Origin of the sequence: Paenibacillus sp. FSL K6-0108, assembly GCF_045040695.1 — a bacterium.
GTDB classification, from domain to species: domain Bacteria; phylum Bacillota; class Bacilli; order Paenibacillales; family Paenibacillaceae; genus Paenibacillus; species Paenibacillus pabuli_B.
In genome coordinates this window covers 1,773,723-1,787,182 of sequence record NZ_CP150288.1, presented here as the reverse complement: position 1 = coordinate 1,787,182, position 13,460 = coordinate 1,773,723, and the positions used below count along the sequence as shown (strand labels likewise).

Annotated in this window: 12 protein-coding genes; 3 read left to right on the top strand and 9 right to left on the bottom strand. The window is 46.2% G+C overall.

Annotated elements, in window-relative coordinates; all coding sequences use genetic code 11:
• Positions 1 to 20: 20 nt before the first annotated feature.
• Positions 21 to 2,063 (bottom strand): transketolase, encoded by a 2,043-nt coding sequence (tkt, locus tag MHB49_RS08090; RefSeq protein ID WP_405155728.1) that lies wholly within the window; start codon positions 2,061 to 2,063, stop codon positions 21 to 23.
• Positions 2,064 to 2,498: 435 nt separating this feature from the next.
• On the opposite strand from tkt, the gene MHB49_RS08085 reads away from it, so the two are divergent.
• Entirely contained in the window at positions 2,499 to 2,984 is a 486-nt protein-coding gene (locus tag MHB49_RS08085) for a hypothetical protein (RefSeq protein WP_405155727.1), read from the top strand.
• Positions 2,985 to 3,068: 84 nt separating this feature from the next.
• Here MHB49_RS08085 and purU read toward each other — a convergent pair whose 3' ends face one another.
• Entirely contained in the window at positions 3,069 to 3,962 is an 894-nt protein-coding gene (purU, locus tag MHB49_RS08080; RefSeq protein WP_247901344.1) for a formyltetrahydrofolate deformylase, read from the bottom strand.
• A gap of 22 nt (positions 3,963 to 3,984) precedes the next feature.
• Entirely contained in the window at positions 3,985 to 5,112 is a 1,128-nt protein-coding gene (locus MHB49_RS08075) for a deoxyribonuclease IV (protein ID WP_405157078.1), read from the bottom strand.
• Between the two features lie 170 nt (positions 5,113 to 5,282).
• Between MHB49_RS08075 and MHB49_RS08070 the strand changes: the two genes are divergently transcribed.
• Together MHB49_RS08070 and MHB49_RS08065 are read left to right on the top strand one after the other, a co-directional pair.
• Positions 5,283 to 5,753, top strand: a complete 471-nt coding sequence (locus tag MHB49_RS08070; protein WP_405155726.1) for a DUF2621 domain-containing protein — start codon at positions 5,283 to 5,285, stop codon at positions 5,751 to 5,753.
• A 158-nt stretch (positions 5,754 to 5,911) separates the two neighbouring features.
• Positions 5,912 to 6,823, top strand: a complete 912-nt coding sequence (locus tag MHB49_RS08065) for a TIGR01777 family oxidoreductase (RefSeq protein WP_405155725.1) — start codon at positions 5,912 to 5,914, stop codon at positions 6,821 to 6,823.
• On the opposite strand, the gene MHB49_RS08060 is transcribed toward MHB49_RS08065, so the two are convergent.
• The 6 genes from MHB49_RS08060 to MHB49_RS08035 all read right to left on the bottom strand — a co-directional run bounded on the left by MHB49_RS08060 (position 6,812) and on the right by MHB49_RS08035 (position 13,449).
• Positions 6,812 to 8,728 carry a DUF6382 domain-containing protein gene (locus tag MHB49_RS08060; protein ID WP_405155724.1) on the bottom strand — a complete coding sequence of 639 codons (1,917 nt, stop codon included), beginning with the start codon at positions 8,726 to 8,728 and terminating at the stop codon, positions 6,812 to 6,814. The genes MHB49_RS08065 and MHB49_RS08060 overlap by 12 nt on opposite strands.
• Before the next feature lie 63 nt (positions 8,729 to 8,791).
• Positions 8,792 to 9,313 carry a prepilin peptidase gene (locus tag MHB49_RS08055; RefSeq protein WP_405155723.1) on the bottom strand — a complete coding sequence of 174 codons (522 nt, stop codon included), beginning with the start codon at positions 9,311 to 9,313 and terminating at the stop codon, positions 8,792 to 8,794.
• Positions 9,313 to 10,335 carry a pilus assembly protein gene (locus MHB49_RS08050; RefSeq protein ID WP_405155722.1) on the bottom strand — a complete coding sequence of 341 codons (1,023 nt, stop codon included), beginning with the start codon at positions 10,333 to 10,335 and terminating at the stop codon, positions 9,313 to 9,315. Before MHB49_RS08050 ends, MHB49_RS08055 begins: the two co-directional genes overlap by 1 nt.
• Positions 10,336 to 10,391: 56 nt before the next feature.
• Positions 10,392 to 12,542, bottom strand: a complete 2,151-nt coding sequence (locus MHB49_RS08045) for a hypothetical protein (RefSeq protein WP_405155721.1) — start codon at positions 12,540 to 12,542, stop codon at positions 10,392 to 10,394.
• A 57-nt stretch (positions 12,543 to 12,599) separates the two neighbouring features.
• Positions 12,600 to 13,277, bottom strand: a complete 678-nt coding sequence (locus MHB49_RS08040) for a TadE family protein (protein ID WP_405155720.1) — start codon at positions 13,275 to 13,277, stop codon at positions 12,600 to 12,602.
• Entirely contained in the window at positions 13,258 to 13,449 is a 192-nt protein-coding gene (locus tag MHB49_RS08035; protein WP_247901337.1) for a Flp1 family type IVb pilin, read from the bottom strand. The genes MHB49_RS08040 and MHB49_RS08035 overlap by 20 nt, the downstream gene beginning before the upstream one ends.
• Positions 13,450 to 13,460: the final 11 nt, after the last annotated feature.

Here is a 13,460-nt window from a genome sequence, read left to right as displayed (position 1 = left end):
TTGCAGCGTTTTTCAAGCTATTACAGCAATGCTTTTACGCGACTAACCACGTTCTCCACAGTGAAACCGTACTCTTGGATAACACGATCGCCAGGCGCGGATGCACCAAATGTGCTGATTCCGAGAATGTCGCCTTGGTCGCCGACATATTTTTCCCAACCCATTGGGTGAGCCATTTCAATCGCCAAACGAGCTTTAACATCCGGAAGCAGGACGGATTCTTTGTATGCTTTGTCCTGTTTCTCGAACAGATCCCAGCTCGGCATGCTGATTACGCGAACTTGGATGCCTTGTTCAGCAAGTGCTGCTTGAGCTTTGACAGCCAATTGCACTTCGGAACCTGTAGCGATGATTTGTGCCACAGCTTTGCCTTCTTTTGCATCAGAGACAACATACGCACCACGTTTCACGTTCTCACGGGAACCTTCAACGGTACCTTCCAGAATCGGCAGGTTTTGACGAGTGAGTACGAGTGCAACCGGATTGCTCTTGTTCTCAAGCGCATAAGCCCATGCTGCAGAAGTTTCATTACCATCAGCCGGACGAATAACCGTCAGGTTAGGGATGATACGCAGGGATGCCAGTTGCTCGATCGGTTCGTGCGTAGGACCGTCTTCACCAACAGCGATACTGTCGTGAGTCAGAACATACGTTACAGGCAGACCCATCAAAGCAGCCAGACGAACAGCTGGACGCAGGTAGTCTGTAAATACGAAGAACGTACCACCAAATACTTTCACACCACTGTGCAGTGCCATACCGTTCATTGCTCCAGCCATACCGAATTCACGGATACCGAAGTAGATGTTACGGCCGGAGTAATCTTCAGGCGTGAAGTTTTCCAGATTGTTCAGGTGAGTCATGGTAGAGCTCTCAAGGTCAGCAGATCCGCCTGTCAGTTGTGGCACGTTGTGCGCCAGACCGTTCAGAGCGTTACCCGATGCTACACGAGTGGAAAGAGCTTTGTCTGTTGCTGCATATTTAGGCAGATCGCGATCCCAACCTTCTGGAAGGTCGCCATTGATCGCTGTTTCGAACTGAGCAGCCAGCTCTGGATATGCTTTTTTGTACTCGGCCAATTTCTCGTCCCATGCTTTGTTTGCAGAGATACCACGATCTTTCACTTTAGCAAAGTGTTCGCGAACTTCAGCTGGTACGTGGAAATCTTCCTCGTAAACCCATTTGTAAAACTCTTTAGTCAATTTGGCTTCTTCTGCACCCAGTGGAGATCCGTGAGTACCGCCGTGGCCGCCTTTACCTTGTTTGTTCGGGCTGCCGTAACCAATTACCGTTTTAACCTCGATCAGTGTAGGACGAAGTGTATCTGCTTGACCTTCTTCGATTGCTTTTTGGATTGCAGGCAGATCGTTGCCATCTTCAACGCGCAGCACTTGCCAGCCATAAGCTTCAAAACGCTTCGCGATGCTTTCGGAAGAAGACAGGTTCAATTTACCATCCAGTGTGATGTCATTGGAGTCGAACAACATGATCAATTTGCCCAGGTGCAGACGTCCTGCCAGGGAAGCTGATTCATGAGATACGCCTTCCATCAAGTCACCGTCACCACAGATCGCGTACGTGTAGTGATCGATTACGTTGAATTTGTCTTTATTGTATGTTGCACCAAGTTGAGCTTCAGCCATAGCCATACCTACAGCCATTGCAATACCTTGGCCCAGTGGTCCTGTTGTTGCATCAACGCCTGCTGTATGTCCGAATTCCGGGTGACCCGGCGTTTTGCTTCCCCATTGACGGAACTGTTTCAGTTGATCCATAGGCAGGTCATACCCGCTCAGGTGAAGCAAGCTGTACAGCAACATGGAGCCGTGTCCTGCGGACAGGACAAAACGGTCCCGGTTAACCCAAGTTGGGTGGTCCGGGTTATGTGTCATCGTTTTTGCAAAAAGTTGGTACCCCATTGGAGCGGAGCCCATAGGCATTCCCGGGTGCCCGGAATTTGCCTTCTCGATTGCATCAATCGCCAGTGTACGTACAGTAGTGATTGACAGATTGTCGATGGTGTTGTTTTCTTCCTTTTGAATCGCTTCGTTCTTGTCAGTCATGGTTTGTCCTCCTCATGTCTTTAGATAAGTCGGGTTGCGCAAGCGAATCCCTCTCATCATACAAGCAAACCGAATTTCACAATAAGTGAATCCGCTTGAGTGTTTCATTTTGACTTATTCACTTTTGTATTGTATCACTTGGCGTGAAGGTTTTCCATAACCTTCTTTTAGAAGATCGGGAAAATTCGTCTGTTTATGACGAGGGATTTGTTTCCAGTTGCGCAAAAAGAGTGTCATACTGAGCATTTCAGCATATCTTCTAGCTCAGCCAGCATCGCTAATCCATCGGATGAAGTATAACCTTTAAGCGGAAAACCATACTCTTTTTAGATATTCAAGTTGATTTTGCATATAATGGTCCTTGATCATGATTGGGAAAATCGAACTTTTTTTTGCATATCAGGCTGTACTCCATATGGAAAGGAGGATTCACATATGCCGGAATATTTGGCTAATTCACCAAAGTCGCTAAAGCACATATTACCCTGGAAAGCCGGGGTTTTAACAGGTGTTAGCTCCGGACTTGTGCTCGGGTTCTTTTTAAAGGCTATTCAGACCTACACTGGTGAAAAAGTCTATACCTTGCTGCTGAACATTGACTTTGTTCCATGGCTTCCGCCTACAATACCTGAATACATCGAATTTGTCCTGCATCTTATCGTTTCTATAATCATTGGCATCTTCTACATATGGTGGATTCAGCGTTCAGGTCATCCAATATCCAAAGGCATCCTGATCGGAGTTCTCTCTTCCCTGCTATATATCCCGCTCTCTCAGCTGTCGAGTCGTGTGCCTGATCTATATGATATCAAAGCGATACTTTACTGGCTGGCAGGGCATCTGTTATTTGGTGTGGTCGTTGGTTGGTGCGGTCATCTATGGAAGCACAGCCAAAAAAGGCGATCCCCCATTCAGACATGAATAGGGAATCGCCTTTTCTTTTTTTCGGAATAGAGCTGAACTGCATCTTTCCGAATCAACCTTGCGCAGTATTAAAGCATTAGCTTAAAATACAACCGTTTTATTTTCATGAACCAATACGCGGTCTTCAACATGCCATTTAACGGCACGGGCAAGAACAACACGCTCAATGGTACGACCAATGCGTTTCAACTCGGTTACATCATCCCCGTGGCTTACACGTTGAACGTCCTGCTCAATAATCGGTCCGCCATCCAGTTCTTCCGTAACATAGTGAGCTGTCGCACCGATAATTTTGACACCACGGTTGTACGCTTGGGCATACGGTTTACCGCCGACAAAGGCTGGCAGAAACGAGTGATGAATGTTAATAATTCGGTTGCGGTAATGCTCAATAAACATCGGGGAAATGATTTGCATATAACGTGCAAGAATGATTACATCAACATCATTACCAATCACATCCAATTGGCGCTGTTCAGCTTCCTTCTTCGTATCTGCTGTAACCGGAATATGATGATAGGGAATGCCAAATGATTCTACGTAGTCCTTCATATCCAGATGATTGCTAACAACAAGCGCGATATCTGCATCCAGATCGCCAGCCTGCCATTGCCACAACAGCTCAACCAGACAGTGATCCTCCTTGGATACAAAGATGGCAAGTTTCTTCTTGCGGCTAACCGCGGAAAGACTCCAATCCATATTGAAACGGTTTGCCACTTCTTCAAAATCAGCTTCCAGCTTGGGCAGGTTCACCGATAATTGTGGAAGATCGAACTCGATTCGCATAAAAAACATGCCGCCAGCCGGGTCCATTGTGTATTGGTCCGACTGTACAATATTTGCACCATGCTGGTGCAAGAAATGGGATACTGCGGCAACAATTCCCGGTCCATCCGGACAGGAAATGAGCATCCGCGCCCGATCGGCGCGGTTTTTAACATCAGGACGTACTTGTTTAGCGTGAATCTCCATCGGGTTATTTTTCCTCCTTCAACTAGGCCGTGACAAAAATTTCTTTGCCTGCAAGCCAGGCAATCAAACGATGATTCAGTTGTTCTTCATTCAAATATGGGAACAATGAGGCTTCAGCCACGAGGTCATACAGACGCTCCAACGGCTCGCGTGGGTCGGCTTTCTTCGCTTTGGCATCATTTTTGAGCAGCGTCCAGATATCCAAAACGTATGAACGGGACTCAATCTCTTTTCCTTTGAAGAAATGATGCAGTTGTTCCACTTCTGTCAGGAATTCGGGGCCAAATCGTCCAGCAACATCCCCGCGAAGCAATGCAATCTCCGCTTCATACATTGGACGCTGTGTTTTGGCTTCTTTACCGATCCAAGGCGTTTCCAGAATAAACGGACGATCCTTAAGAGCTTCGTGATGCACGATACGGTTAATCGCCTCAAAACCAATCCAGCCGGAGCCAATCGGTGTATGACGGTCCTTGTGCGCACCCACAGGGTTCTTACTATCATTAATATGCATTACGGCAATGCGGTCAAGCCCTACCGTACGATCAAATTGTTCAAGAACACCGTCCAGGTCGTTTACGATATCATAACCTGCATCGTGAATGTGGCATGTATCCATACATACAGTTAGGCGTTCATTGTGTGTAACCTTCTCCATAATCTGAGCAATCTCTTCAAAGCTGCGGCCCATTTCAGTGCCTTTGCCAGCCATTGTTTCCAGAGCGATATTCACATCGGTCTCTTTCACTCCGTCCAGCACTTCATTCAAGCCTTCAGCAATACGTCCGATGCCGTAGTGAGCATCCTTGTCCGTAAATGCGCCGGGATGCAGCACGATATTTTTGACACCAATCGCATGTGTACGACGGATCTCTTCCTGAAGGAAACTTACGGCCAGTTCATACGTGTTTTCTTTGTATGATCCGAGGTTAATAATGTATGGCGCATGGACAACGATATCTTCCATTCCGCTCTCTTGCATCGCAAGCTTGCCTTCCTCAATAAACATGGACTCAATAGGCTTGCGGCGGGTATTTTGCGGTGCACCCGTATATATCATAAACGAACTTGAACCGTACGAGGACGCTTCCTTCGTTGCACTCAATAATCCCTTGTCCGAAAAGGACACATGGGAGCCGATTTTAAGCATCATTAATCCCCCTTTTTCTGAATTAACCCTTATTCTAACGCGATTATCGAAATAAATCTAGAAATGCGCTATAATTCGGGATATAGGCTATTTTTTACAGCTGTAATTTGGAACATGGGTGGGCGGAATCCGTCTTTCCGTGAAAATCAATAATCCGAGGTGACTCCGCAATGATTTTCGGCTCCTACGCTTTGACGTTGACCAGTAGTTCCCCCAGCAATTGGTTTATGAACACGATCGCATTCTGGACCGTTCTTTTGCTCGGAAGTATGTGTGTTGGCGGATTTTTTATGATGCGCAAGTTTTTGAAAGTGCTTCCGAAGGCAGACGGGAAGTCCAAACTCGATTGGCAGAACCACTGGGTTGAAACCAGCCGTCATTTATGGACAGATGAAGCAAAAGCTTTTCTTGACCAGCTTGTAGAACCTGTTCCCGGCCCATTTCGAGATATTGCCAAACATTCCATCGCAGCAGAAATCGGGAAAATTGCGTACGAAGATAATGCACCTGAAGTATCCAGAGATCATTGCATTAAAGGATACATTATAGCCACACCGAAGCGGGATAATAAGTTTCTGGTGAAATTTCTGGAGAAGAACCACATTGATTATTCGCCTTATAAACATCTAATGAATAAATAGAAAATGAGAATTCAGCCGAACATGTATTTCGCTTACATATATGCAAACATGCTCCGTCAGGTAAGTCATCCCCAGCAAGGCAGTGCTTACCGCCCGGGGCTGTTTGTCGATCCAGCAATACATGTCAGTACAGTCAAAATAACAAGGAGGTCGCCAAGATGAAGATTGCGATTTGTGGAGGTACCGGTTTTGTCGGAGGAGCACTCGTTGATTACTGGCTTCAGGCAGGCCATCATGTGAAAGTTATTACACGTAAACTGCCGAATTTACATAATCCCAGTCAAAACCTAACGTATATCTCATGGGAACAGGTGGAAGAACAGCCTCATTTGCTGGAAGGCGTGGATGCCTTAGTGAACCTTGCTGGAGAAACGTTGAATCAACGTTGGACAACCAAAGCGAAACTGGAGATTGTTGAATCCAGAGTGACTACTGTAGCACGCGTAGCCAACTTGATAGATACACTGGAACACAAACCGGAGGTAGTCGTACAGGCATCTGCCATGGCGATCTATGGTACCTCTCCCACAGAAACATTTGATGAAAACAGCCCACATAAATCGATGAATTTCCCCTCTCGCGTTTCTGAACAATGGGAAGTTGCCGCGGATGCCATCAAACATGTGAGACTCGTGAAGATTCGTGTTAGCCTCGTGCTTGGTCATAAAAAAGGTGCTTTTCCATTAATGAAACTGCCTTATATGCTTGGTGTTGGGGGCAGGGTGGGAAGTGGCAAACAGTGGACCAGTTGGATTCATATTATGGATATTGTACGTTTGATAGATTTCACGATCCAAAATAAAGAAATCTCCGGTCCGGTTAACGCTTCTTCCCCCAACCCGGTTACCAATGATGAATTCGGACGCACGGTAGGCAAAGTGTATCATCGTCCGCACTGGTTCCCCGTACCCGGAATTTTGATCAAAACACTGGTTGGGGAACTCTCTGTCGTGCTGCTTCAGGGACAGCGGGTTATCCCGAAAAAAGCGCTGGATCACGGATTCCAGTTCACCTTCCCTACATTAACCGATGCGTTGGAAGACCTGAAACACCGGGGTCTATCCGACTGATCGATATGTGTAAACAGACTCAGCCAACGTAAAGGTATCTCCATCTTCCAGTGGATATTCTTTGTACGGAGCAAGAACATTCCCCTTGAGAATGGTGCCATTCACAGAGCCCAAATCCTTAATGACATAGCCGGATTTGTTCCGGCTTAATTCCACATGAGCACGGGACACACCGGTTGCTGAATCTACCCACTGAACCATGTCCGCCGAGCGGCCAATCACAAACGATGCACCACGGACATCCATGCGTTCATTTTTGTCTCCGCTTGCTGATCTGCGTTCAAGATAAAAGGAAGGTACTACTGAACCTGCTCCTGCAATGCCTCCTCCAGCAACATTTTGCAGGTTTACTGTTGCATCAGCCGCGGCATGATGACGGACAAGTTCCGATGTTGCAGCCACGGCTTCGACAGCATGCTGAACGAAAGGTCCATCAGAAGTTTCAGATGGAATATGTAGATTTTGAAAGCGAGAATTTCCTGTTACAGATGACCTGGATTCAAAAGAGTGCCCCATTTCTGATTGAGCACTTTGCATATCACCAGAGCTCTGTTGACTCGTGTAACCTTGTGCATACGAGTTACCATCTGGCGATCTTTCAGATGCATTCCAACGCCAGCTTTCCTGAAACATCTCTTCTTCGCTTTCTTTCTGCTTACCCTTGCCTCTACCCAAGCCAAAAAAAGCAGATCGCTTATTGGATGAGCCCTTCTGTAGTTCGCCATCCGTGTATTCTTCATTAGGCACTTTTTTGCTTAATAGATTGGATTTCGAGTTTCCGAATCTCCCTTTAGTCACCCACGCCCAACCCGCGATCCCAAGCAACCCGGCACTTAATGCTGCGGATAAAATCATTTGTGTCTGCCCCGGCTGTTCCATATAAATAAATCTCCATACCAGCGCCATGGCAATCATACAGCCCAGAATGATATATGTCGTTTTGGAAGAATCCTGCTTCACGTCCTTCTCATCCTTTTCCATATCATTGTCCTGTAATGAATCAAATGTTTGGCGCTGTGACGGATTCGTAACACCTTTTGATTGCACTGAAGACTCTATCGGTGGACGTCTCCCGGAAAATCCAGAAAAGGGTTTGTTAAGGAGTTTATCTTCCTCTGTACTAGATGCTCTTGATTGCTGAATTGATTTCAGTCTCTGCCCGGATTCACCCTCCCCATGCAATTGATGATTCCGATCTTGCCCAGTTCTATTGGAAAAAGGCTCTTGTCCCCGCTCTGAAACCGCAGAAAGTGGCATTCCCAATTTACTGTCAGTTGACTCGAATGACCCACGTGAAGACATAAACGATGCTTGCCCTGAACCATTCTGCTCATCTGCATATAATTCAAGTAAAAGTTCACGCAGTTGTCTGATATCCCATTGCTCACTGTCACATTGCTGGAGAACACGTTGAATCCCTTCTCCCTGAAGTTCCTGAACATGGGCCATTAACCTAATAACCAGGTCACGGAATTGTTGAGGAGTCGGGTCAACCTCTACTGCATCGATAATTGGAATATATACCAAACCGAGTTCGCCAACTTCAAGTGAACCATTGATAAATATGTAATCTTCCTGAATCTGTAATTTGCGTGGATCCAACATATATTGTCTACATTCCGTAAATGTGTCTGCCAGTTGAAACAACAGACCATATAACACACGTAATTCTATTTTTCCGGACTTTAACACTTGGGACAACATCTTGTGCCCAGATATGTCATACTGCAGCGTTACATTTCGATCCAATTCCCGAATGTGGACAGGAAGAAGCCTTGGAATCTGATTAGAAGATAACATACCCATCTGCACACGGCTCAGTTCGTCCATTCGCAGCCCTTCTGCTTTCTCCAAAACCATAAATGATCCGCCGTTTCGAATGAAATCTCTCGTTAATCCATACATGCCAATCCTCTCTTTCCGTTAATAAGCTATAATCCAAACTCCACTACATCTTATAAATTTTTATTAAGTCATGTAGATATAGGCGGTGATGAATCCGGGCAATACAGCCAGCATAAAAGGAAACTTCAATGTCTTTTCCTGATTGACCAGCTTAAGCGAACCAAGCATGAAGAAACCGGCAAGATTTCCTGCCATACCGCGAATCCGCTTCGCTGAATCCCTGCGGAACAAGAGAATGACTAATCCAATTGCCCCTGCGTACAAAACGGAGTAAATGATAACGTGAACACCAAAGGCCAGTCCTGTCCAACCACCAATGCCTCCAAACAATTTAACATCTCCTGCACCCACTGCCCCGATCAGATACATTAGAAATAACACACCAAACCCAATCGCAAATCCAGCTGCCGAGAACAGAAATCCCTTCCATCCTCCCCATATGATATGGGCCAGTACTCCCGCGACAGTCACCGGTAAAGTCAAACGATTTGGAATTTTCATCGAACGAACATCTGTAACAAAAGCTGCAATTACATATAAACCACAGGCCAGGTAAAACCACTCCACCTCCATCATCTCCTTCATTAGTTTCTGGAAGCCACATTAAACTCAGTAACCGTCTTGGCACCTTCCGCTGTTTCTACAACAAATGTCCATGTGCCCTCCGTTGTACGTGTACCAACAAACCAGTTCCATTCAATCACACCATTTTCATCGGCAGTCGCCCACCCGATATGCTTGGCTGAACTTTCACCGGACTTGTAAAATATCGTTAAGTTCGCTGTAGCCCCAGGCTCCACTTTGACCTTAATTGTTGCATTGTTCCCTATGTATGCGGGCTCCGGCTTGGATAACACGGTTGCTGCTCCTGCAGAATCCGCTTCTCCTCCACTACTATTGGAGCCTTCTCCGGTATCTCCAATCCAAATCCGTTCTGCTGCCGCGGCTTGAATGCGTAAGGATTTTCCTAGAAAGGGAACCTTAACAGGCAATTCATAGCTCAATTCAAGCCGAAAGTAAGGATTCGTTTTATTTTTCAGGTCAGGTATGGAAATACCGTTAACATGCACACGCTCTTCATCCAGTACAGAAGTATTAATAAAAGGCTGAAGCAGCGGTTTAACAGTCGGATCAAGTACTGACTCAAGAACGGATGTCTTGATCTCCTGTAACGGTTGTTCACCTCTGGCAGCAGCAGTACGTACCCAATCGCTTAACGGCTCTGGCAGCGAGGAGGCATACTCTTCGGCCCATTCTGTCAGTGACAGCTCCGGGATTTTCCATCCACCCTCCGAGGCTCCGCCACCTGCGGAATCAGAGGGGGTAAATACAAGTGAGACCGGATATATTTTCGTGGATAACTGCTTTACTGCCTCTCCTGCCGTACTCTGCAGCGCTGTTGATACTAAAGTCATCTGTACGATAAAAATGAGAAACATGACAAAGAATAGGAATACAGGCAGAACCAGCGAGGCTTCCAAAACGATGCTGCCATGTTCCCTGTTTGGAGAACGCGTCTTTTGGATAGAACGTATCTGCTTCGTCAGAGATTTCAATCTTTCCAGTCTGTGTATTCGTGTTAGACGTTTGTGCAACGATACCAACATTTTTTCGTGCTGATGCTGCTTATCCATAATCCCTCCACAGAAACGACCCGGATTATTCAATAGGAATAATCGGCCTTCCGATCAATGAAAAATCGGCCATCTTCTACCTGGTCTTCACTGCCCATGACAGCACCTATACTTCTTGTGACTCCAGGTAAGAACCATAATTTGATACTACTACGCGTGTTGCCCGAAGCATATGTCTGCTTCTCATCCGGATTCACGCCGGTGTTCAGTCGAATTAAAGCCAACATTCGGGACATTTTGCGTTCATTGTTGCTATGCATTAATAGGAACAAACGGAGATGGTCCCTGTATGTAAGTTTGACTTTGATATACTTGGACAATTCCACACTGCCTTCTTTAGCCAACTTCACCATATCTGCGATAGCGTTTGTTATTCCGTACAAAATTGCAGCAGACAGTACAAGAAGTGGGTTCCCAAGCTTGCTATTCTCAACTAATCCTTCCGCAGTTCGAATTGCCAGTCTCATGCCAAAGATTTCGGCATATGCAGCAGCAATGTTCCCAGAAGGATTATGAAAACCATAGACGATATATTCCAGTTCCTGATTCTCCAGTTTGAATACTTCACCAGCATCTCCACTACCTTCAGTCCAGCCCAACAACTGTCCAAAATCCATCGAATTGAAATACGCCAGTGCATACTCATTCTGGAACAATTCATCGCCAAGGCTATCCAGCAAACCGGCCATCCCCCCAAACAGACTGTCCATTCCGTTCATGGCGTCACCACCCGAGTCATACGGATCGCCAGCAATCTCTGCCTTCTTGCCTTCCTCACGGCTTGCCTCATTGAAGGCTATGTTGGCATTGTAGTACTCCTCCAGCTGTTTAAAGGCTTCATTGGATCCAGAACTCCCCTTTTCAATCTGTGACAAAATACGTTTAACATCCTTCAACTTCCCTTTGGATTCCTTGTCATTCGCTTTGCGCTGGGCATCCGATCCTCGACCACTCTCCAACAGCTGTTTGCTTTGAAGAATGACATTGGACGCTCCACTTCTCACATAAGTGTCCATATATCGTTCCGTGACCTGACTAGCCTGTCTTACCGCCGGTTTGATGGAAACACCACTCGTTACTGTAACCGTGCGGAGCTGCATATTAAGCTCCATGCTGTCATTTCTGACATTGGTAAAATCCGAATTTTGTGAACGAACATTTGCGTTCAACTGATCAAACAGTGTGTCGGCTCTTACAAGTTCCGAAGCAAGGGAGCGGGTACTTTTGGATTCACTACCCGATCCGGTAGACGGTGCGGTCGTCCCAGGCAGCGTTGAATTGCCTACTTTTTCATAACTGGCATTCTGTGATCGATTCTCCCCTTCAGCGATGACCCGCTTCATTTCCTCGTTGATTTTGCGAGCTTCCTCTATCTTGGCTTGCGCTTCCTCCAATTTCGTCTGGTGGGCCTGCAATGCTGGCTGTATGATCATGCTTATGCCTGTCGCCACATTCCCCACGCCAGTCCGATAACGAGCCAATTCTAGCATGTACTGTTGCTGGTTGAATGGCAGTCCTTCATCCATTTGTTTTTTGTTTAGATAATCCGCATAACGCGCCGCTACTTCGGCTGCTGTCTCAGGCGTCTCTCTTAACATCTCGTCGTAAATGGCAGAGGAAGGTGGATTCATGATCAGTGTGGGTAGACCCTTTACCGTATCGGCAGATTCGGTCTGATTAGCGATTGCTTCGTCCAGCAATTCCTCACGTTTGTCATACAGTTTCTGCAATTTTTTGAGCAGATCCACGGTATGAGCAGCTTCTTTCATCTCTTCCGACATCGGCTTAAAACGGTTGACCACTTCCAGGGTAAAATCAACTGGCGCTCGATATTTCATATCCTCCTGAATCTGGCGATTAAAAATATCGTATCTACCCAGTTCACGTTCCATGCTTAGTGAAGTTGTATCCCACTGGATATCCAGAATTGGAAATCCATCTTTCACAGCCGAAGGTTTCACACTATCATTCAGCACCTTGGCCATGATGGCTTCACCACTACTGTCACCGTAGCCGAACAATCCATATTCCCGCAAGGATGTATCATAGGCTGACATCACAGATCTCATCGCCGTATGTGTCATTCGTTCTGCCTGTACTTTGAAAGCAGCTATACGTGCATAATCAATGAAAATGGAAACAAACATAAAGATTCCGGCCAAGATCAAGATTAAGAACACGGTTACGGCTCCTGATTCACCGTCTTTTTTTCTGAACAGCGCTTCCTCCTCCTTTCCTCATTTTTTGGTTTTGCCAAAATGCTGTATAACCTGTCCTGCTTCAACGGCAGTACTGGCTGCGGCTCCGCCCTTGCCTTTAAACTTGGCCGCATAATAACGGACCAGATCCACCGTTCGAATGAATTCAACAGGCTCTACAACTGCAGATGAACCTTGTGTAAATACACTGTTACCTGAATTAAACAAAAATGAAGGCAGCGGTAAAGAAATCACCTGCTCCAGCTTGGTCGTTACTTTTCGCTGGATTAGCGAGTTCTGATATTCAATTGTTCCATTCATGCCAGAGGGCATGCCTTGTGCGGCTTGGGACAGTTTCTTTTCCGATAGGTTTCCGCCTTCTCCCGTGGGTACAGAAACAATAACCTCATTGTCCGCTCCCGCCCAACCAAACAGTGCTCCGAGCAATCGATCATCGGTCAATCTCCAGTACAGGTTGTCATATTTCCCAGCCACAACCTCACCTGTCATCGCCTGCTTGTAGCTGTTGTCCCAGCTGTAGGCGGCACGTTCAGAAGCTGCATACGCATGCTGGTTCAGAAATGTCTTTTGATACATGTACATGGAGAAAAAGAGGATCAGGACAAGAATAAACAACACAATAGGGAAGACCAGGGAGGCTTCAAAGGTGAAGCTCCCTTCTTCCTTTTTGAATCTACTAACCCGGGAAAAATTCATTACTTTTTGTGTCCACTTTTTTAAGAAGATCTCCTACTAATTTCTCTATTTCCTTCCTAAATAACAGCGCAATAATGATAATAACCCCGATAATCAGAATCATTTCCAGCGTGCCGAGTCCGTCCTCTTCCTTCCAAAATCCAGTTACCTTGCTTTTCATTAATTCCAGCATCCCAATTCCTC